This is a genomic window from Zobellella endophytica (genome assembly GCF_003012775.1).
Taxonomy (GTDB): domain Bacteria; phylum Pseudomonadota; class Gammaproteobacteria; order Enterobacterales; family Aeromonadaceae; genus Oceanimonas; species Oceanimonas endophytica.
Window position 1 is genome coordinate 646794 of record NZ_PXYG01000002.1, and the last position, 19417, is coordinate 666210.

The 19417-nt window shown below is 62.2% G+C and carries 18 protein-coding genes; 2 read left to right on the forward strand and 16 right to left on the reverse strand.

Annotated elements, in window-relative coordinates:
- Window positions 1-100: 100 nt before the first annotated feature.
- The 7 genes from gntR to C7H85_RS08270 form a co-directional block, all read right to left on the reverse strand.
- On the reverse strand, window positions 101-1099 hold the full coding sequence (gntR, locus tag C7H85_RS08240; RefSeq protein WP_106729217.1) for a gluconate operon transcriptional repressor GntR: 999 nt from the start codon (window positions 1097-1099) through the stop codon (window positions 101-103).
- A 111-nt stretch (window positions 1100-1210) separates the two neighbouring features.
- Window positions 1211-2830 carry a glucose-6-phosphate isomerase gene (pgi, locus tag C7H85_RS08245; protein WP_106729218.1) on the reverse strand — a complete coding sequence of 540 codons (1620 nt, stop codon included), beginning with the start codon at window positions 2828-2830 and terminating at the stop codon, window positions 1211-1213.
- A gap of 245 nt (window positions 2831-3075) precedes the next feature.
- Window positions 3076-4014, reverse strand: a complete 939-nt coding sequence (gene mdh, locus C7H85_RS08250) for a malate dehydrogenase (RefSeq protein ID WP_106729219.1) — start codon at window positions 4012-4014, stop codon at window positions 3076-3078.
- Between the two features lie 124 nt (window positions 4015-4138).
- Window positions 4139-4816 (reverse strand): arginine ABC transporter permease ArtM, encoded by a 678-nt coding sequence (artM, locus tag C7H85_RS08255; protein WP_106729220.1) that lies wholly within the window; start codon window positions 4814-4816, stop codon window positions 4139-4141.
- Entirely contained in the window at window positions 4809-5456 is a 648-nt protein-coding gene (gene artQ / locus C7H85_RS08260) for an arginine ABC transporter permease ArtQ (RefSeq protein WP_106729221.1), read from the reverse strand. The genes artM and artQ overlap by 8 nt, the downstream gene beginning before the upstream one ends.
- Window position 5457: 1 nt before the next feature.
- Window positions 5458-6198, reverse strand: a complete 741-nt coding sequence (locus tag C7H85_RS08265) for a transporter substrate-binding domain-containing protein (RefSeq protein ID WP_106729222.1) — start codon at window positions 6196-6198, stop codon at window positions 5458-5460.
- A gap of 21 nt (window positions 6199-6219) precedes the next feature.
- Window positions 6220-6957 carry an ATP-binding cassette domain-containing protein gene (locus C7H85_RS08270; protein WP_106729223.1) on the reverse strand — a complete coding sequence of 246 codons (738 nt, stop codon included), beginning with the start codon at window positions 6955-6957 and terminating at the stop codon, window positions 6220-6222.
- Between the two features lie 133 nt (window positions 6958-7090).
- Here C7H85_RS08270 and argR point away from each other — a divergent pair, with 133 nt between their 5' ends.
- Window positions 7091-7591, forward strand: a complete 501-nt coding sequence (gene argR / locus C7H85_RS08275; protein WP_245879600.1) for a transcriptional regulator ArgR — start codon at window positions 7091-7093, stop codon at window positions 7589-7591.
- 230 nt (window positions 7592-7821) lie between these two features.
- Here the strand turns inward: argR and C7H85_RS08285 are convergent, their stop codons facing one another.
- The 6 genes from C7H85_RS08285 to C7H85_RS08310 form a co-directional block, all read right to left on the reverse strand.
- A complete protein-coding gene (locus C7H85_RS08285; RefSeq protein WP_106729225.1) occupies window positions 7822-8733 on the reverse strand; it encodes a Dyp-type peroxidase in 912 nt (303 codons plus the stop codon).
- A 111-nt stretch (window positions 8734-8844) separates the two neighbouring features.
- The gene (locus C7H85_RS08290) at window positions 8845-9909 is read right to left on the reverse strand and encodes an ABC transporter ATP-binding protein (RefSeq protein ID WP_106729226.1); all 1065 of its coding nucleotides are present in this window, start codon (window positions 9907-9909) and stop codon (window positions 8845-8847) included.
- Window positions 9909-11531, reverse strand: coding sequence for an ABC transporter permease (locus C7H85_RS08295; protein WP_106729227.1), 1623 nt, complete (start codon window positions 11529-11531; stop codon window positions 9909-9911). The genes C7H85_RS08290 and C7H85_RS08295 overlap by 1 nt, the downstream gene beginning before the upstream one ends.
- Before the next feature lie 35 nt (window positions 11532-11566).
- Entirely contained in the window at window positions 11567-12577 is a 1011-nt protein-coding gene (locus C7H85_RS08300; protein WP_106729408.1) for a Fe(3+) ABC transporter substrate-binding protein, read from the reverse strand.
- A gap of 228 nt (window positions 12578-12805) precedes the next feature.
- Window positions 12806-14032 carry an ammonium transporter gene (locus C7H85_RS08305; RefSeq protein WP_210433598.1) on the reverse strand — a complete coding sequence of 409 codons (1227 nt, stop codon included), beginning with the start codon at window positions 14030-14032 and terminating at the stop codon, window positions 12806-12808.
- Window positions 14033-14047: 15 nt separating this feature from the next.
- The gene (locus C7H85_RS08310) at window positions 14048-14386 is read right to left on the reverse strand and encodes a P-II family nitrogen regulator (RefSeq protein ID WP_094040211.1); all 339 of its coding nucleotides are present in this window, start codon (window positions 14384-14386) and stop codon (window positions 14048-14050) included.
- Window positions 14387-14563: 177 nt separating this feature from the next.
- Between C7H85_RS08310 and arfB the strand changes: the two genes are divergently transcribed.
- On the forward strand, window positions 14564-14980 hold the full coding sequence (gene arfB, locus C7H85_RS08315) for an alternative ribosome rescue aminoacyl-tRNA hydrolase ArfB (protein ID WP_106729229.1): 417 nt from the start codon (window positions 14564-14566) through the stop codon (window positions 14978-14980).
- Window positions 14981-15123: 143 nt separating this feature from the next.
- Here arfB and C7H85_RS08320 read toward each other — a convergent pair whose 3' ends face one another.
- The 3 genes from C7H85_RS08320 to acnB form a co-directional block, all read right to left on the reverse strand.
- Window positions 15124-15480 (reverse strand): YacL family protein, encoded by a 357-nt coding sequence (locus tag C7H85_RS08320; RefSeq protein ID WP_106729230.1) that lies wholly within the window; start codon window positions 15478-15480, stop codon window positions 15124-15126.
- Between the two features lie 25 nt (window positions 15481-15505).
- The gene (locus tag C7H85_RS08325) at window positions 15506-16546 is read right to left on the reverse strand and encodes a sterol desaturase family protein (RefSeq protein ID WP_106729231.1); all 1041 of its coding nucleotides are present in this window, start codon (window positions 16544-16546) and stop codon (window positions 15506-15508) included.
- Between the two features lie 217 nt (window positions 16547-16763).
- Window positions 16764-19361: a bifunctional aconitate hydratase 2/2-methylisocitrate dehydratase gene (acnB, locus tag C7H85_RS08330; RefSeq protein ID WP_106729232.1), complete on the reverse strand. Its 2598-nt coding sequence runs from the start codon at window positions 19359-19361 to the stop codon at window positions 16764-16766.
- Between the last annotated feature and the right edge of the window lie 56 nt (window positions 19362-19417).

The following is a 19417-nucleotide window of genomic DNA, read 5'->3' on the forward strand; positions in this document are numbered from 1 at the left end:
CATTGAAATGGGCCCTACGGAACTAAAGCTGGAAGCTGAATGATGTTAAAGGCCGCTTCGGATTGGAAGCGGCTTTTTTAATTTCTTCAAGCTTCCGGCTTCAGAGGCTTTCCCCCAGCTTCAGCTCGAAGCCCACGTCTACGGTGCGCTCATGAATGGGCTCACCGTGCAGCCGGGCCAGCAGCCGCTCGGCGGCGATCCTGCCCATGTCCTTGCGCGGGGTGATCACGCTGGCCAGTTTCGGCACTATTGCCTGGCCGATATCGTGACCGTGGAAGCCGGCCACGCCGATCCGTCCCGGCACCGCTATGCCCCGCCGCTGGCACTCGAAGATGGCGCCCACCGCCAGATCGTCGTTGGTGCAGAAGATGCCGTCCAGCTCCGGGTACTTGTCCAGCGCCTCGGCCAGCAGATCCGCCCCCAAGGAGTAGGAAGAGGAACGTTCGGTCAGCAGCGAGCGGGGTGACAGGCCGTGCAGTTGCATGGCGGCGGCGTAGCCCTGCTGGCGCTGCAGGGTTCGCACGTCCTGGCGGGCACCGAAGTAGACGATATGGCGATAACCGCGTTCGATCATCGCCTCCACCATGGCCCGGGCGGCGGCGATATTGTCGATGCCCACCGCCTGCTCGATGCAGGAAGAGCAGGTATCCATGATCTCCACCACCGGTACCCCGGCGATTTCGATCATCTTGAGGGTACGGGCGGTGTGGTAGCTTTCGGACAGGATCAGGCCGTCCACGTTGTAGGACAGCAGCGAGGCGATGCGCTCCTCTTCCACTTTGGCACTGTAGCCGTAGTGGGCCAGCATGGTCTGGTAGCCGGCTTCCTCGGTGACCTGCTCGATGCCGCGCAACACCTCGGCGAACACCTGGTTGGTGAGCGAGGGCAGCAGCACACCGATGGCGTGGCTCTTGGCGTTGGAGAGAATGTCCGGGGCCCGGTTGCGGATATAGCCGAGTATCTCGAGCGCCTCGGCGATTTTTTCCTGGGCGGCGGTGGATACCTGGGCCGGATCCTTGAGGTAGCGGCTGACCGTCATCTTGGTCACCCCGACCCGGTCGGCCACGTCCTGCAGTGTCGGTCTTTTCTTCTTGATCATGGATATGCAAAAAGCCTGTTATGTTACAGGTAACATAACAGGCTTTGCGCGGGGAAGGAAGCTGGAAGCGGTCTATTCTTCCCGCTTCCGGCTTCAAGCCTCCAGCTAACCTCAGGCCCAGTCTTTCAGCTGGGCCAGCAGGCTGCGGGTGGACGCATCCAGCACCGAGGTGTCGCCGTCGCCGGTGATGCAGGGCAGCAGCACGCTGGCCTGCTTCTTGCCAAGCTCCACCCCCCACTGGTCGAAGCTGAAGATATTCCAGATCGCGCCCTGCACGAAGATCTTGTGCTCGTAGAGGGCGATCAGCGCTCCCAGGGTGTGGGGGGTCACCTTGGGCAGCAGCAGGGTGTTGGAGGGCGAATTGCCCTTGTGCACCTTGAAGGGGATCAGTTCCGGCTGCTCGCCCTGCTCGCGCAGTTCCTGCTCGGACTGACCGAAGGCCAGGGCCCGGCTCTGGGCCAGGCAGTTGGCGACAAGCTTGGCGTGGTGATCGCCCAGAGGATAATGGCTCTGGGCCGGCATGATGAAGTCCGCCGGGATCAGGTGGGTGCCCTGGTGCAGCAGTTGGTAGAAGGAATGCTGGCCGTTGGTGCCCGGCTCGCCCCAGACGATGGGCGAGGTGTGGTAGGCCACCGGCTCGCCGTTGCGATCCACCGACTTGCCGTTGGACTCCATCACCGCCTGCTGCAGGTAGGCGGGCAGCCGGTGCAGGCACTGATCGTAGGGCAGTATCGCCTCGGAAGGGGCATTGAGGAAGTTGCGGTACCAGATGCCGAGCAGCCCCAGCAGCACCGGCATGTTGGCCTCCAGCGGCGCCGTTTTAAAGTGCCTGTCCATCTCCCAGGCGCCGGACAGCAGTTGTTCGAAGCCCTCGAAGCCGATGGCCAGGGCGATCGGCAGGCCGATGGCGGACCACAGGGAGAAGCGGCCGCCCACCCATTCCCAGAAGGCGAACATGTTGGTGGTGTCGATGCCGAACTCGGCCACCTTGGCGGCGTTGGTGGACAGGGCCACGAAGTGTTTGGCGGTGGCGGACGGGTCCCCGGTCGCCGCCAGCAGCCATTCCCGGGCGCTGAAGGCGTTGGTCATGGTTTCCTGGGTGGTGAAGGTCTTGGAGGCCACGATGAACAGGGTGGTGGCCGGATTAAGCCCTTGCAGGGTCTGGGCCAGGTGGGCGCCGTCCACGTTGGACACGAAGTGCAGCCGCAGCTCGCCATGGTAGGGCTTGAGCGCCTCGCTCACCATATAGGGGCCGAGATCCGAGCCGCCGATACCGATATTGACCACGTCACGAATGGGCCGGCCGTCGAAACCGGTCCAGCCGCCGCCGCGCACCGCCGCGCAAAACGCCTTCATCTGCGCCAGCACCTCCTGCACCCGGGGCATCACATCGGTGCCGTCGGCCAGGGGCATGGGCTCGCCGCTGCGGTTGCGCAGCGCCATATGGAATACCGCCCGGTTTTCGGTGCGGTTGATGGTTTCACCGGCGAACAGCGCCTTGATGTTGTCGCGCAGCCCGGTTTCCTCGGCCAGGGCCAGCAGGGCACCCAGCACCTGGTCGTCGATCAGGTTCTTGGAAAAGTCGAGCTTGAGGCAGCGCTCCAGCTCCAGGCTGTAGCGGCGTGCCCGCTCCGGATCCTGGGCGAACAGGGTAGAAAGGGTGCGTTCGGTTTGCGCCAGCTCGCCAAGCTGCTGCCAGGCCCGGGTATCGAGGGGGTTGACTGAGTTCATAGCATCACCTGCAAAGAGTCGGATAATAAAAAATAGAATATGAGGAAGCGGTTACCCAAACAGACCAATCAGGGCGATCGACTTGGGTAACGGCTCGGGTCCGGCACCAAGGTGCTGAATCGAGTCAGCTACAATAAAAAGCAAAGCGCCGGAATGCAATTGTCTTGTTGCTTTTCCTTGGCCCGGCGCTCAAAAACGCAAAAAGGGAGCCGCAGCCCCCTTTTATATCGGACGGGATCCCAACCTTACTGGTTGACGAACTCCACGCCTTTCTCGATGTCGCCGCGCAGGGTTTCCAGCATGCCGTCCATCGCGGCCTGCTCGTAGGCGCTGACCGCGCCGTAGGGCAGTACCTCTTCCACGCCGTTCTTGCCGAGCAGCACCGGCTGGGCGAAGAACTGGGCGTGCTCGCTGCCGCCGTCCACGTAGGTGCATTCCACCACGTTGGCTTCACCCTGCATGGCCTTCACCAGCGACAGGGCAAAACGGCAGGCGGCCTGGCCCATGGACAGGGTGGCGGAGCCGCCACCGGCCTTGGCTTCCACCACTTCGGTGCCGGCGTTCTGGATGCGGTAGGTCAGCTTCTCGATTTCCTCGTCGGAGAAGGACACGCCTTCCACCTGGGACAGCAGCGGCAGTATGGTCACGCCGCTGTGGCCGCCGATCACCGGCACCTTGACCTGGGTCACGTCCAGCCCCTTGGCTTCGGCCACGAAAGTCTCGGCCCGGATCACGTCCAGGGTGGTGATGCCGAACAGTTTGTTCTTGTCGTACACACCGGCCTTCTTCAGCACTTCGGCGGCGATCGGCACCGTGGTGTTCACCGGGTTGGTGATGATGCCGACGCAGGCCTGGGGACAGGCGGCGGCAACTTTTTCGATCAGGTTCTTGACGATGCCGGCGTTCACGTTGAACAGGTCGGCACGGTCCATGCCCGGCTTGCGGGCCACGCCGGCGGAGATCAGCACGATATCGGCGCCTTCCAGGGCGGGGGTGGGGTCTTCACCACCGAAACCGACGATGCTCACCGGCGTGGGGATATGGCTCAGATCGGCGGCAACACCGGGGGTCACGGGGGCGATATCGTACAGGCTTAATTCAGAACCGGCGGGCAGGTTGTTTTTCAACAGCAGGGCCAGAGCCTGGCCGATACCACCGGCGGCTCCGAGTACGGCAACTTTCATAGCTGAACTCCGTTTATTATTGAATAGTTATACGTTTCCTTGGGCCCTAGCAACATAGCGAAACCCTCGCGGAAAGACAATGCCCAAGGCCCACCGAATCTTATGTTCTGTGAGCCAGGGCGAGTCATCCCTGGGCCTGGAACAACAGCGCCCGTTTCTCCAGCAAACGGAACAAAAATGTCAGAATGCCGTTCAGGGTCAGGTAGATGGCGCCGGCCAGGCCGAACACCACCAGGGTATCGTAGGTCTGGCCATTGAGGCGCTGGGCCAGGCCCATGATTTCCATGATGCTGATGGTACTGGCCAGGGAGCTGCCCTTGAGCACCAGCACCACCTCGTTGGAATAGGCCGGGATCACCCGCCGGCCGGCGTGGCGCAGCTTGACGCTGAGCGTCTGCCAGGCGTTCATGCCGAGCGCCTGGCAGGCCAGGGTCTCGCCCCTGGGCACCGCGTCCAGCGCGCCCTTGAACAGCCGGCAGGTATAGGCGCCGGCGTTCATGCCGAGCGCCAGTATGGCGCAGAACAGGGGCTCGCGCAGGTAGTGCCAGGCCCAGCTGCTCTTCACCCAGTCGAACTGGGCCGGGCCGTAGTAGACCAAAAAGATCTGCACCAGCAGCGGCGTGCCGGTCAGCAGCAGCAGGTAGCCTTCCGCCAGTTGCGCCAGCACCGGCACCTTGCGATCCAGTATCCAGGTAAGCCACAGGGCGATGATCAAGCCCAGCAGCAGTCCGGAGAGGGTGATGGTGAGCGTCACCTCCACCCCCCGCAACAGCACGGGCAGATAGTCGAGCCAGTCAGTCATAGCGGGTTACCCTCCCCTGCAGGCGTTTCAGCCCCTGCTGGCTGAGCACGGTGATCGCCAGGTAAATCAGGGCGGCGATGCCGTACCAGGTGAAGGGCTGGTAGGTGCTGGCCGCCACCGACTTGGCCTGGTACATGAGATCGTGCACCCCGATCAGCGACACCAGGGCGGTGTCCTTCAGCAGGATCAGCCACTGGTTGCCCAGTCCCGGCAGGGCGTGACGCCAGGTCTGGGGCAGCACGATCCGGAAAAAGGTATACAGCGGCGGCAGTCCCAGCGCCTGGGCCGCCTGCCGCTGGCCGTGGGATACCGCGTTCAGGGCCCCGCGCAGGGTCTGGGCGGCGTAGGCGGCGAACAGCAACGACAGCGCCGTTACCCCGCACCAGAAGGGGCTGAATTCCAGGTATTCCCCGGTCAGCAGAAACAGCAGGTGGGTGGATCCGAAATAGATGAAGAACACCACCAGGATCTCGGGCAGGCCGCGCAACATCGTGGTGAACACGGACGCCGGCCAGCGCAGCAGCCGGTAGCGGCTCATTTCGGCACCGCACAGCAGCATGGCCAGCAGCAGGCCCGACGCCAGCGATACCAATGCCAGCCCCAGGGTCATCAGGGCGGCATTAAACAGATGGGTCATCATCTTATTGCGGGAAGTACTTGCCGTACAGGCTGTCGTAGGTGCCGTTGGCCCTGAGCTCGGCCAGGCCCTGGTTCAGCTTGTCGAGCAGTTCCTGGTTGCCCTTGGTGACGGCGATGCCGAAGCCGGTGCCGAAATAGTTGTCATCGGTAATGGCCTCGCCCACCACCTCATAGCCTTCGGTCTTGGCCAGCCACTCGCCCACCACAGCGGTATCGGCGAATACCGCGTCCAGCCGGCCGTTGGTCATGTCCAGCAGCGCATCCTGCACGCTCTGATAGGGACGGGACTGAAGCCCCTCGCCTTCCAGCTTGTCCTGGATGTATTTCTGGTGGGAGGTGCCATTCTGCACGCCCACGGTCTGGCTCAGCAGCTCGTCCAGGCTGCCGAACTTGCCTTGCGGGGCCACGAACACCGCGGAGTTTTCGTAGTAGATGTCGCTGAAATCCACCTGCTCGGAACGCTCCGGGGTCACGTCCATGGCGGCGATGGCGGCATGGTAGCGACGGAACTTGAGGCTGGGGATCAGGCTGTCGAAGGCCTGGTTGTGGAAGCTGCACTCCAGGGCCGCCACGTCGCACAGGGCCTTGGCCAGGTCAATGTCGAAACCCTGCATCTCGTTGTTTTCATCAACGAACTCGAACGGCGGGTAGGCGGCGTTGGTCACGAATTTCACTTCTTCGGCCTGGGCGACGGTGGCGCCCAGGCTGGCCAGCAGGGCCAGGGACAACAGGGTTTTATTCATGGTCATGTCCTTAAATTGTGATTAATGAGTCAGAAATTCTGCCAGACGCTTGCTCTGGGGATGATCGAGCAGGCCAGCATCGCCGTATTCCACCAACCGGCCCTGTTCGAGGTAGGCCACCCGGGTGGCTACCCGTCGGGCGAAACCGACTTCGTGGGTCACGATCACCTGGGTAATGCCGGTTTTTCCCAGTTGCAGGATGATCTCCGCCACTTCCTTGGTGATCTCCGGATCCAACGCCGCCGTGGGTTCGTCGAACAGCAGCACCTCGGGATTCATCATCAGGGCGCGGGCGATGGCCACCCGCTGCTGCTGGCCGCCGGACAGGGCACCCGGCCAGCTCTGACGCTTGTCGGCCAGCTTGAGCTGGCCGAGCAGGTAACCCACCTTGTCCTGGGCCTCGGCCCTGTTCATGCCCAGCACCTTGAGCGGCGCTTCCAGCAGGTTCTGCTCCACCGTCAGGTGCGGCCACAGATGATACTGCTGGAACACCATGCCCACCTTGCAGCGCAATCGTTGTGCCCGTTGCTGTAATTTTCCCGGTTGCGGGTCGGGAAAGGCAAAGCGCTCGCCGGCGATGGTCAGGCTGCCGAAATCCGGAATATCCAACAGGTTCAGCAGCCGCAACAGCGAACTTTTTCCTGCACCGCTCGGGCCGAGCAGAACTAATGTCTCTCCGGCATCGCATTTAAGCGAAACCTGGCTTAAAATTTCCTGACCAGCCCAGGACTTGCAAATGCCGCTGAATTCTATGCCCATGCGCTATGTTCACATCATCTGTCAGAGTGTTCGGCTGATTTTATTTTGCATTGGTGTTAATGCAAGCTAAATCTGCATCTTTATGCAAAACAAATGACTATTCCTTGATAAAACCCGGCTACGGATAGACAATATGTCCTACTCAACCACGCTCAGTCGACTGCAAAAGATGAATGAAAAGCAAGAACAACTGATCAAGGCCTTCAAGGCCCTGCTCAAGGAAGAACGCTTCGGCTCCCAGGCGGAAATCGTGAGTGCGCTGCAGGATCTGGGATTCGACAATATCAACCAGTCCAAAGTCTCCCGCATGCTGAGCAAGTTCGGCGCCGTACGTACTCGCAACGCCAAGATGGAAATGGTCTATTGCCTGCCGGTCGAACTGGGGGTGCCCACCAGCAGCAGCCAGCTGAAGAACCTGGTGCTGGACGTAGGCCACAACAGTGCGCTGATCGTCATTCATACCAGCCCCGGCGCGGCCCAGCTGATCGCCCGCATGCTCGACTCCCTGGGCAAGGCCGAAGGTATTCTCGGCACCATTGCCGGTGACGATACCATCTTCATCACCCCCACCAAGGACACTCCCATCGAGGAGCTGTTCCAGAGCGTGCTGGACCTGTTCGAGCAGTACGTCTGACGCCTGCAGCAAGCTGGAAGCTGGAAGCTGGAAGCTGGAAGCTGGAAGCTGGAAGCTGGAAGCTGGAAGCTGGAAGCTGGAAGCTGGAAGCTGGAAGCTGGAAATAAATGGTAAAGGCTGCGGACTCCTTGCCAAGGGTTCGCAGCTTTTTTATTTGGTTGATTTATTCACGGCATCGGCTCGATCAGCTTAACGCTTATGGCTTACCGCCTCCAGCTTCCAGCGGCCGGTTACTCTCCCTGTCTTTCCAGCCACTCTTGCGCTGGAGCGAAAAACGCCGAGCCGGTTTCGGCCTGGGTAAACAGCGTCAGGTGATCGAAGTGCCCGGCCGGGTCGGCCTGGAACATGTTGTCGAGCATGCGGGTGAAGTGCAGCGGGGTGTTGCAGCAGGAGATGAACACCAGTCCCTGCTCCGAGGCACTGCCCCAGGGCATGCTCTGGCGCAGAATTTCCATGCTGTTGCCCGCCTCATCCTTCAGGCTGGTACGTTTGGTGTGAGCGGTGGACGGCTTCTGCTCCGACTCGTACTCGATGTTGCCTGCCTTGGTGCGCCCGTACACGTCCTCCTGGGACGTTACCGACATCCGCTGCCACTTGACCAGGTTGTGCCTGTAGTGCTGCACATGGACATGGCTGCCACCGGCGAAGGGCCCTTCGGCCAGCAGCGCCACCTCGGCCCTGTGCTCGCCCTGGGGGTTTTCGGTGCCATCCACAAAACCGGTCAGATCCCGGCAGTCCAGGTAGCGGAAGCCCTGGCGCTCGTATTTCAGCTCGGCCTGTCCGGCCAGCAGCGCCATCACCCGCTGCACGGCGATATAGGCCACGTCCAGCCGGTCGGCACGTAACTGGAAAAACAGATCGAAGGGGGTCTCGGGCGCGGTCCGCTTGCCCTGCTGCTGGGCCGGGAAAGGCACCAGCCCGGCCGGACGGGCACGGGGATAGAGCGTATCCCAAGCCCGGTCTCCCACCGCCACCAGGCCGGAAAAAGCGGCATCCGGGTAACTCTGTGCCAGCTCGCGCCACAGGGAGGGCACCTCGGCCAGGGCCGAGCGTACCGCCGGCTGGCAGCCGGGCAGGATATCAAACATCAGGTAGTAAGCATGAAGGTTGGGTTCGGCGCAAATGCCGGCTTGTGCTGTCATCGCCTGCTCTCTCGGTCATCCAGGGTGGTCCAGTATAACCGGAAAAACAGGGACTTGGGACTCGGGATTCGGGGAGCCTAGTCCCGAGTCCCTTATCCCAAATCCCCGTTTTTAGGCCACGGCGCGCTGCCCTTGCCGGGTATCGGGGAAAAAGGTCAGGGCATGAGGCACTATGCCGACATTGACCTGGCTCACCGCCGGCAGCGGCTCGTTGATGCTCACCTCGAGCGTTACTCCCAGGCATTCCACCAGGCAGCGGGTATGACTGCCGAGGAACTGCTGCTCCAGCACCCGGCCGTTGCCCTGCTCGGTGAGCGACAGCTGGATTTGCCGCGGTCGCAGCAGCAGCTGGCCATGGGTGCCGGGCTCGGCGTTCAGGCAGGCCTGGCTACCGATGGTGCCCATGGCGGTGACCAGGGTGCGGCTGTCGAGCACGGTGGCGGGCACATAGTTGGCCAGCCCGAGGAAGTCGGCCACGAAGCGGCTCTCCGGGTGCTGGTACAGGGTCTGCGGCCGGCCCACCTGCTCGATATGGCCGGCCCGGAACAGCGCCAGCCGGTCGGAAAAGGCGAAAGCCTCTTCCTTGCTGTGGGTGACGAAGATGGCGCTGATGCCCTGGCCCTTGAGCAGGGAACGGATCTCGCCGATCAGGCGCATCCGCACCTGGGTGTCGATATTGGAAAAGGGCTCGTCGAGCAGCATCAGCCGGGGCTGGCAGATCAGGGCGCGGGCGATGGCCACCCGCTGCTGCTGGCCGCCGGACAGCTGGTGTGGGTAGCGATCCCCCAGCTCCGCCAGGTTGACCAGTTCCAGCGCCTCGGCCACCCGGGCCCTGACCCGGGCCTTGTTCTTCTCTTTGCTCTGCAGGCCGAAGGCGACATTCTGCGCCACATTCATGTGCGGAAACAGCGCATAGTCCTGGAAGATCATGCCGATGTTGCGCTCTTCCGGCACCACCGCCACACCCGGCGCATTCATCGGCCGGCCATGGATACGGATTTCGCCCCGGCTCACCGGCAGCAGGCCGGCCACCGCCTTCAACAGGGTGGTCTTGCCGCAGCCGCTGGCACCCAACAGGCACATGATTTCGTTCTCGACTACCTGGAGCGAGAGGTTGTCCAGTATGGCCTTGCCGTTATAACTACAGCGAATGCCGTTCACATCCAATGCCGCCATCAGTGATGCTGCTCCAGGGATCGATTCAAGAAAATCAGCGGGATCAGGCCGACCAGCACGATCACGATGGCCGGCAGCGCCCCCACTTCAAGCTGCTCGTCGGAGACGAACTGATATACGTAGGTCGCCAGGGTCTGGAAGTTGAACGGCCTGAGCAACAGCGCCGCCGGCAACTCCTTCATGCACTCGATAAACACCAGCAGGGCCCCCGCCAGCATGCCCTTGCGAATAAGCGGCATGTGCACCCGGATGATCATGGCGCGGGGACCATAGCCCATGGTCTGGGTCACCATGTCGAGGGAGGGCGATACCTTGTTGATGCTGCTCTCCACCGCCCCCACCGCCATGGCGCCGAAGCGGACCAGGTAGCCGAAGGCGATGGCGGTCATGGTGCCGGTCAGCACCAGGCCGGGCTCGGTGAACCCCAGCCACAGCGCCAGGTCGTTGATGGCAAAGTCGAGGCTGGTGAGCGGCACCAGCACCCCGATGGCCAGCACGGTGCCCGGCAGGGCATAGCCCATGGACGCCAACCGCAGGGGCAGCACCGTATGGCTTTTGCCCTTCAGCCGGTGGGTCATGCCCAGCAACAGCGCCATCATCAGCGCCACCGCCGCCACCAGGGTCGACAGCAGCAGGCTGTTGAGGCTGTACTCGAAAAACCGGGCGTTCCAGGCCTGCCCGAAATAGCGCAGCGCATGGTAACAGAGGATAAGGAAGGGCATTAAAAAGCCGAGCACCACCAGGCCCCAGCAGAACACCAGGGCCCCCAGCCGGGTCAGGCCGGTGAGCCGGTAGCCGGTTTCCTGCTCGTGCTCCATGCCTTTCTGGAATACCTGCTGGCGCTTGCGGCTCATCCGCTCCAGGCTGAGCAGCAGCATCACCACCAGCAGCATGATGGCCGAAATCTTGGCGGCCGCATTGAGGCTGCCATAGCCGAGCCAGGTGTCGTACACGGCGGTGGTCAGGGTATTGACCGCGAAGAACTTGACGGTGCCGAAGTCGGCCAGGGTTTCCATCGCCACCAGCGACAGGCCCACGGCGATGGACGGCCGCGCCAGGGGAAGACTGACCCGCTTGAAGCTCTGCCAGGGGGTGCAACCCAGCAACCGGCTCGACTGGATCAGGCTGGTGGACTGCTCGAGGAAGGCGGTGCGCGCCAGCAGGTAGACATAAGGGTAGAGCACCAGCCCCAGCACCAGGGCGGCGCCGCCCAGGCTGCGGATGGGCGGAAAGACATAGTCGGCGGAGGATTGCCAGCCAAACCAGGCTCTCAGGGTCGACTGCACCGGGCCGGAAAAATCCAGCAGGTCGGTATAGACGAAGGCGACGATATAGGACGGCATGGCCAGGGGCAGGATCAGCGCCCACTGCAGCCAGCGCTTGCCGGGCAGCTCGCACATGGCCATCAGCCAGGCCGCGGGCAGGCCGCACAGCAGGCTGAAGCCCAGCACCAGCAGCACCAGCCAGAAGGTATTGTTGATATAAACGGGCAGCACCGTATTCCACAAATGACGGAAGATGTCCTCTGCGGGCAACAGCGCTTCATATATCAGCGCCAGAATAGGCAAAGTCAGCAGCAGGGCTATGCCCCAACTACTGACCATCCAACCAAGTCTTTTCATCTACAACTCTGAGCGGGGGATGAACCCCCGTCTTTTTACAGATCGTATTGCACTTCGTCCATCAATTGGATCGCTTCTTTCGCATGTTTTGCGACGTCGGTCAGCGGCAGTTCATCCGCCTTGTACTCGCCCCAGCCCTTCACCAGCGCGGAGGGCTCGACGCCCGGCTTGACCGGATATTCATGGTTGAGGGAAGCGTACAGGTGCTGGGCGTCATCGCTCACCAGGTATTCCATCAGCTTGACCGCCGCTTCCTTGTTCTTGGCGTGCTTGGTCAGGGCCACGGCGGAAATGTTGACGTGGGTGCCGCGATCCGCCTGGTTGGGGAAGTTCACCGCCGCAGACTCGGCCCAGGCACGCTGGTTTTCGTCGTTCAGCATGGCGCCGTAGTAGTAGCTGTTGCCCAGGGCGAAATCACAGACGCCGTCCTTGATCGCCTTGACCTGATCCCGGTCGCCGCCCTGGGGCTTCTGCGCCAGGTTGGCCTTCAGGCCCTCCAGCCAGGTCTTGGTGTACTCGGTGCCGTGCTCGGCAATCATGGAGGCGGTCAGGGCCACGTTGTAGGGGTGCTTGCCGCTGCGGGTACAGACCTTGCCCTTGTACTTGGGATCCGCCAGTTCTTCATAGGTGACGTCGGTCTTGCCGACCCGCTCCACCGAGCTGTAAACCACCCGGGCGCGGGTGGTGAGGGCAAACCACTTGCCGTCCGCGTCGCGATACTGGGCGGGGATGTTCTCTTCCAGCACGGCGTTGTCCAGCGGCTGGGTCAGGTCTTTCTCCACCACGTCCATCAGGCGGCTGATGTCCACGGTCAGCACCAGATCCGCCGGGGACAGGCGGCCTTCCCGCTCCAGGCGCTCGCCCAGGCCATCGGGAATGTTGACCAGATTGACCTGAATACCGGTTTCCTTGGTGAACTCGTCGACGATGGGCTTGATCAGGAAGTCCTGACGGTTGGAATACACGTTCACTTCTTCGGCAAAGGCCTGGGCGGTAACGCTGGAGACCAGCAAGGCGGCGGCGGACAGGAAAAACTTGTTAGACATCATCCAGATTCCCTTTGGTTGATTGAGAATAATTAACGTTCAGAAGTATACCCGGACAGAGAGTGGAATCAACAGCCAACCCCTATCTAAATAATAAAAATTTTCATCTGCAATACGATTCCTGAATCCCGGCCGGAATACCTTGCGCCGGATCAAACGGAAGACAAAAAAAGGGAGACCATCATGGTCTCCCCAAAACCAGGCTCGGCAGCCTCGTCAAGTCATCAATCAGCTTTGCTTCACGGTCACGAATTCGGGATAGGCGTCGATACCGCAGTCGATCATGTCCATGCCGGACATCTCTTCCTCTTCGGTCACACGGATGCCCATCACCTGCTTGAGCAGGTACCACACCAGCAGGCTGGCGAAGAACACCCAGGCACCGATAACCACGATGCCGGCCAGCTGGGCCCACAGGGAGGCGTCGTCGTTGGCCACCGGCACCAGCAGCAGGCCGAAGATACCGCATACGCCGTGCACGGAGATGGCGCCGACCGGATCATCGATGCGCAGCTTGTCCAGGCTCACGATGGCATACACCACCAGCACGCCGGCCAGCAGACCGATGGACGCGGCCCACAGGTGACCGGGCGACAGCGGGTCGGCGGTAATGGCCACCAGGCCGGCCAGAGCGCCGTTCAGCACCATGGTCAGGTCGGCCTTGCCCCAGGTCAGCTTGGTGACCAGCAGGGCACCGATGGCACCGGCGGCAGCGGCGGCGTTGGTGTTGACGAAGATCTTGGCCACGGCGGTGGAGTTTTCAACGTCGGACACCAGCAGTTGGGAGCCACCGTTGAAGCCGAACCAGCCCATCCACAGGATAAAGGTACCCAGGGTCGCCAGCGGCATGTTGGAGCCGGGGATAGGGTGGATCTCGCCGTTCTTGCCGTACTTGCCTTTACGGGCACCCAGCAGCAGCACCCCGGCCAGGGCGGCGGAGGCGCCGGCCATGTGCACGATGCCGGAGCCGGCGAAGTCGGTGAAGCCCCACTCGGACAGGAAGCCGCCGCCCCAGGTCCAGTAGCCTTCCAGCGGGTAGATAAAGGCGGTCAGTACCACGGCGAAGGCGAGGAAGGCCCACAGCTTCATGCGCTCGGCCACGGCACCGGAAACGATGGACATGGCGGTGGCCACGAACACCACCTGGAAGAAGAAATCGGATTCCAGGGCGTGGTCGGCACCGTCGGCCTGAGCACCGATCAGGCCGCCCAGGCTCGGCAGCCAGCCGCCTTCGGCGTTGTCCACGTACATGATGTGATAGCCGACCAGCAGGTACATGGTACAGGCGATGGCGAACAGCAGAATGTTCTTGGTCAGGATCTCGGTGGTGTTCTTGGCGCGGACCAGGCCGGCTTCCAGCATGGCGAAGCCGGCCGCCATCCACATTACCAGTACGCCGGACATCAGGAAGTAAAAGGTGTCCAGGGCAAACTTCATTTCGGTTAGTGCATCCATCATGCGTTCCCTCGCTTAAATCGCTTCTACGTCGCGCTCACCGGTGCGGATGCGCACGGTTTGCAGCAGGTCAAATACAAAAATCTTGCCGTCGCCAATCTTGCCGGTGTAGGCGGTTTCGCTGATCGCCTCGATCACCCGCTCCACCTGATCGGACTGGGTGGCGATCTCCAGCTTGATCTTGGGCAGGAAATCAACGGTGTACTCAGCACCCCGATACAGCTCGGTGTGACCTTTCTGGCGGCCAAATCCCTTTACTTCCGATACCGTCATACCGTCTATGCCCACCTCGGCCAGGGCCGAGCGCACATCGTCGAGTTTGAACGGTTTGATAATGGCGCAGATCATTTTCATGGCTAGCTCCGTGTTGTAAGCCTGAGACCCTTAGCTATAAACAATCTCTGTGCCAACTTTTTTATTTCATATTTTTCATATAGTTAATAGTGACACCCTGGCCTGGACCAGGGTCTTGATGTTATCTTGGTGCAGGCTTGAACATAAAAGCACCAAAGTGGTGCACAGGAGCAGGAGATGCTGGAAGTATCGGCCCGGGTGAGGATACCGGAGCGGGAACTGGAGTTTCTGACCATGCGCGCCGGCGGGCCCGGCGGCCAGCATGTCAATAAAACCGACTCGGCAGTGCAGCTGCGCTTCGACTATGCCAATAGTCCAAGTCTGCCCGAGTATTACAAAAATGCCCTGCTGACCATCAAGGACAGCCGGATACTGGCCTCCGGCTGGATCCTCATTCGCTGTGACACCGATCGCAGCCAGCTGCAGAACAAGGAAACCGCCAAAGCCGCCCTGGTGGCCCTGCTGCAACAGGCCGGGCGCCCCATCAAGGTGCGCCGGGCCACCAAACCGGGCAAGGCCGCCAGGGCCCGCCGGGTAGACAGCAAAACCCACCGGGGCAAGATCAAGAGCGGCCGGGGGAAGATCAAGCTGTAAGCGGGAAGCCTGATGCGGGAAGCTGCCCGAGCCGGCTGAGGTTTATATGTTGTGCCTGTGGCCTGGGCAGGCAGAAAAAAAGACCCAGATGAGGCTTAATTCACAGCCAGCATCGGGCAGCTTCAAGCGTCCAGCCTACCGTTTCAAGCTTTAATAAACTCCCGCCATTGCTCCAGTACCCGGGCCAGATCGTCCAGGCCGCAGCCGGCGAACAGCTCGTCGTCGTAATAGGCCATGCCTTCTTCCAGCTGGTCGCCCTCGAACGCCAGGCTATGGGCGGCAAGCTCGACATCATCCCGGCCCAGCAACAACGTGAACTCGGCGTAGACCTTCCTGAACTCCTCGCCCTGGCGCGCCTCGAGCCGCCGGATCTGCGCCAGCAGGGCGCTCACCTCCGCCGGCGTCACCTCATCGGTCAGCCATTGGCCGAAGGCCTCATGGCCCATGGAAAAGCGCGCCCGGCACACCCCGGTCAGATCCCGGAAAAACTCAAAGTCCATCGCTGAATACCAGTAAAAAAGAACGCTATTCTACTCGCCGGTGCGCGGATCGAACAGCCGGGATAATCCCTTGCAGGGCACGCCACAGCTTGAGGCCGGTTACCCAGAAAGGACGCAGGATCAGGGTACTCATCCGTTGATAGCGCTCGTTGTCCCTGGGGCCGACGCCGAACTGCAACGGCTCGGGCCGGGCCGTGGTCACGTACAGGGTGCCGAACAGCCAGTCCCAGAGCGACAGGTTGGTACCGAAGTTATGGTTGAAGTGGCGTGGATCACGGCTGTGGTGGATCTGATGCTGGGCCGGGCTGTTGATCAGGTGTTCGATCCGCGGGCCAAAAGACAGCCAGACATGCGTGTGCCGGAGATTGGCCGCCAACGAATTGAAGATCAGCACCAGGTAGCTGGCGCCAAACAGGGTGTACTTGCCGACCTTGCCCCCGCTCAGGTAAAAGAACAGCCCCGCAAACAGCGCCAGGGCGGTCCCCTTGCACAGCTTCTCGGCCAACTTCTCCACGATGTGCACTCGGCTGGCGGTAAAGGGCACCATGACGGTGGCGGAATGGTGCACCTTGTGAAACTCCCACAACCAGCGGCAGTGAAAGGCCCGGTGCACCCAGTAATGCACGCAGTCGGCCACCAGAAAGGCGCCCAGTCCATAGCCCAGCATCAGGCCGGTACTTTCCCCCGCCCAGGGCCTGGCCCCCCACAGCTCGTTCAGCAGTCCCCGGACGTCGGCGGAACGCAACAGGTAGGGATCCAGCCAGATCAGCACCGGCAGCACCAGGGCCAGGTGCAGCAGGGCACGAACAAAATAATACTGATAGTCGAGGCGGGCGGAGGGGTGCCACCACACCTCGCGGCCCCCCAGATAGTGCCAGAAGCCGTTCGCCTGGGTATACCCCTGGCGCCGCTGCCGGCGGTACAACCCGTAGGCCACCAACCCGGAGATCGCGAGGAAGAAAATACCCATGCGCCCATTCAGATCGAACAGGCCGGTGAACTTGTGCCAGAGAGGCAGCCAGAGCAGGCCGTAGAGGGCATCGGCCAGGGCAGAAAACGGTTCCATACAACGATATCGTCCATCAAGCGGACACCCTCGTGGCGTCGCACCGGGCGTATTCTAAAAAAAACTTACTCTCAATTCTATTCAACTTTGACCGCGGAGTACGAGCGGGGATGCCCAGCATGCCGGTGGTCCGGCGCCCGCGGCAAAAACGAACATGGCTAAAACGCAAAAAGCCAGCCCGGAGGCTGGCTTTGGTTCAGCGTGTTCTCACCAGGGCTTAGATGGCCTGCTGGAAGATCACGGTATCGGCCTTCTGCACGTAGCTGTCCAGCTCGTCGAAGTTCAGGTAGCGGTAGGTGTCCGCCGCCGTGGCGTTCAGCGCCTGGGCGTACTCCAGGTACTCCGCCACCGTCGGCAGCTTGCCGTGGATCGCCGCCACCGCCGCCAGCTCGGCCGACGCCAGGTACACGTTGGCGCCCTTGCCCAGGCGGTTGGGGAAGTTGCGGGTGGAGGTGGACACCACCGTGCTGTTGTCCGCCACCCGCGCCTGGTTGCCCATGCACAGGGAGCAGCCCGGGATCTCGATGCGGGCACCGACCCGGCCGAAGATGCCGTAGTAACCCTCACTGGTCAGCTGGTCCTTGTCCATCTTGGTCGGCGGCGCCACCCACAGCCGGGTCGGCAGCTGGCCCTTGAACTTGTCCAGCAGCTTGCCGGCGGCGCGGAAGTGGCCGATGTTGGTCATACAGGAGCCGATGAACACCTCTTCAATCTGCTCGCCCTGCACTTCGGACAGCAGGCGGGCGTCGTCCGGATCGTTGGGCGCGCACAGGATCGGCTCCTTGATCTCGCTCATGTCGATTTCCAGCACATGGGCGTATTCGGCGTCGGCGTCCGCTGCCAGCAGCGCCGGGTTGGCCAGCCACTCCTCCATGCCCTTGATGCGCCGCTCCAGGGTGCGCGGGTCGCCGTAGCCTTCGGCGATCATCCACTTCAGCATCACGATGTTGGAGTTGAGGTATTCGGCGATCGGCTCCTGATCCAGCTTGATGGTACAACCGGCGGCGGAACGCTCGGCGGTGGCATCGGCCAGCTCGAACGCCTGCTCCACCTTCAGCTGGGGCAGCCCTTCGATTTCCAGCACCCGGCCGGAGAACTCGTTGATCTTGCCTTCCTTGGCCACGGTCAGCAGGCCCTGCTTGATGCCGTAGTAGGGAATGGCGTGCACCAGGTCACGCAGGGTGATGCCGGGCTGCATCTCGCCCTTGAAGCGCACCAGCACCGACTCGGGCATGTCCAGCGGCATTACCCCGGTGGCGGCGGCGAAGGCCACCAGTCCGGAGCCCGCCGGGAAGGAGATGCCGATGGGGAAACGGGTGTGGGAGTCACCGCCGGTGCCCACGGTGTCGGGCAGCAGCATGCGGTTCAGCCAGGAGTGGATGACGCCGTCGCCCGGGCGCAGGGACACCCCGCCCCGGTTCATGATGAAGTCCGGCAGGGTGTGGTGGGTGGTCACGTCTATCGGCTTGGGATAGGCGGCGGTGTGGCAGAACGACTGCATGGTCAGGTCGGCGGAGAAGCCGAGGCAGGCCAGGTCCTTCAGTTCGTCCCGGGTCATGGGGCCGGTGGTGTCCTGGGAGCCGACGGTGGTCATCTTCGGCTCGCAGTACTGGCCGGGGCGCACGCCCGCCACGCCGCAGGCCTTGCCCACCATCTTCTGGGCCAGGGTGTAACCCTTGCCGGAGTCGGCCACGTCGGCCGGGCGCTTGAACACCTCGGAGTGACCCAGGCCCAGTTCGGCGCGGGCCTTGTCGGTCAGGCCGCGGCCGATGATCAGCGGGATGCGGCCGCCGGCGCGCACTTCGTCGAGCAGCACATCGGTTTTCAGTTTGAATTCGGCCAGCACTTCGTCGCTGTCGTGGCGGCAGATCTTGCCCTCATAGGGGTAGATGTCGATGACATCGCCGGTCTGCAGTTGGGTCACGTCGCATTCGATGGGCAGGGCGCCGGCATCTTCCATGGTGTTGAAGAAGATGGGGGCGATCTTGTTGCCGATGCACACGCCGCCGGCGCGCTTGTTGGGCACGAAGGGGATGTCGTCGCCCATGTGCCACAGCACCGAGTTGGTGGCGGACTTGCGGCTGGAGCCGGTGCCGACCACGTCGCCCACGTAGGCCAGGGGGAAGCCGTTTTCCTTCAGCGCCTCGATGGCGGTGATCGGGCCGACCACGCCGTCTTCGTCGGGGGCGATGCCGGGACGGGCGTTCTTCAGCATGGCCAGGGCATGCAGCGGAATATCCGGGCGGGACCAGGCGTCCTGGGCCGGGGACAGGTCGTCGGTATTGGTTTCACCGGGCACCTTGAACACGGTCATGGTGATCTTGTCGGCCAGTGGTGCCCGCTCCAGGAACCACTCGGCGTCGGCCCAGGACTGCAGCACCTGCTTGGCGTGGGCATTGCCGGCCTTGGCCTTGTCGGCCACGTCGTGGAAGGCATCGAACATCAGCAGGGTGTGGGACAGGGCCTGGGCGGCGATGGGGGCCAGGGCGTCGTTGTCCAGCTGTTCGACCAGCGGCGCTATGTTGTAACCGCCCTGCATGGTGCCCAGCAGCTCGGTGGCCTGGGCGGGCGAGACCACCGGCGAGCTCACCTCCCCCTTGGCCACGGCGGCGAGGAAACCGGCCTTGACATAGGCGGCTTCGTCGACACCGGGAGGAATACGGTTGGAAAGGAGTTCATAAAGGAAGGATTCTTCGCCGGCGGGTGGGTTCTTGAGTAATTCAACCAGGGCGGCAACTTGCTCTGCATCGAGTGGCTTGGCGACCACTCCCTCTGCGGCACGTTCTTCGACGTGTTTACGATAGGCTTCAAGCACGACTGTATCCTCTTATTATCATTCGCCACCGTGGGCGGGAATATCCTTGTTGGGGG

Bases quoted from the DNA above. Each gene is read 5' to 3' on its own strand.
- gntR (WP_106729217.1), bottom strand. From the start codon at position 1,099: ATGATCAAGAAGAAAAGACCGACACTGCAGGACGTGGCCGACCGGGTC.
- pgi (WP_106729218.1), bottom strand. From the start codon at position 2,830: ATGAACTCAGTCAACCCCCTCGATACCCGGGCCTGGCAGCAGCTTGGC.
- mdh (WP_106729219.1), bottom strand. From the start codon at position 4,014: ATGAAAGTTGCCGTACTCGGAGCCGCCGGTGGTATCGGCCAGGCTCTG.
- artM (WP_106729220.1), bottom strand. From the start codon at position 4,816: ATGACTGACTGGCTCGACTATCTGCCCGTGCTGTTGCGGGGGGTGGAG.
- artQ (WP_106729221.1), bottom strand. From the start codon at position 5,456: ATGATGACCCATCTGTTTAATGCCGCCCTGATGACCCTGGGGCTGGCA.
- C7H85_RS08265 (WP_106729222.1), bottom strand. From the start codon at position 6,198: ATGAATAAAACCCTGTTGTCCCTGGCCCTGCTGGCCAGCCTGGGCGCC.
- C7H85_RS08270 (WP_106729223.1), bottom strand. From the start codon at position 6,957: ATGGGCATAGAATTCAGCGGCATTTGCAAGTCCTGGGCTGGTCAGGAA.
- argR (WP_245879600.1), top strand. From the start codon at position 7,091: ATGTCCTACTCAACCACGCTCAGTCGACTGCAAAAGATGAATGAAAAG.
- C7H85_RS08285 (WP_106729225.1), bottom strand. From the start codon at position 8,733: ATGACAGCACAAGCCGGCATTTGCGCCGAACCCAACCTTCATGCTTAC.
- C7H85_RS08290 (WP_106729226.1), bottom strand. From the start codon at position 9,909: ATGGCGGCATTGGATGTGAACGGCATTCGCTGTAGTTATAACGGCAAG.
- C7H85_RS08295 (WP_106729227.1), bottom strand. From the start codon at position 11,531: ATGAAAAGACTTGGTTGGATGGTCAGTAGTTGGGGCATAGCCCTGCTG.
- C7H85_RS08300 (WP_106729408.1), bottom strand. From the start codon at position 12,577: ATGTCTAACAAGTTTTTCCTGTCCGCCGCCGCCTTGCTGGTCTCCAGC.
- C7H85_RS08305 (WP_210433598.1), bottom strand. From the start codon at position 14,032: ATGGATGCACTAACCGAAATGAAGTTTGCCCTGGACACCTTTTACTTC.
- C7H85_RS08310 (WP_094040211.1), bottom strand. From the start codon at position 14,386: ATGAAAATGATCTGCGCCATTATCAAACCGTTCAAACTCGACGATGTG.
- arfB (WP_106729229.1), top strand. From the start codon at position 14,564: ATGCTGGAAGTATCGGCCCGGGTGAGGATACCGGAGCGGGAACTGGAG.
- C7H85_RS08320 (WP_106729230.1), bottom strand. From the start codon at position 15,480: ATGGACTTTGAGTTTTTCCGGGATCTGACCGGGGTGTGCCGGGCGCGC.
- C7H85_RS08325 (WP_106729231.1), bottom strand. From the start codon at position 16,546: ATGGAACCGTTTTCTGCCCTGGCCGATGCCCTCTACGGCCTGCTCTGG.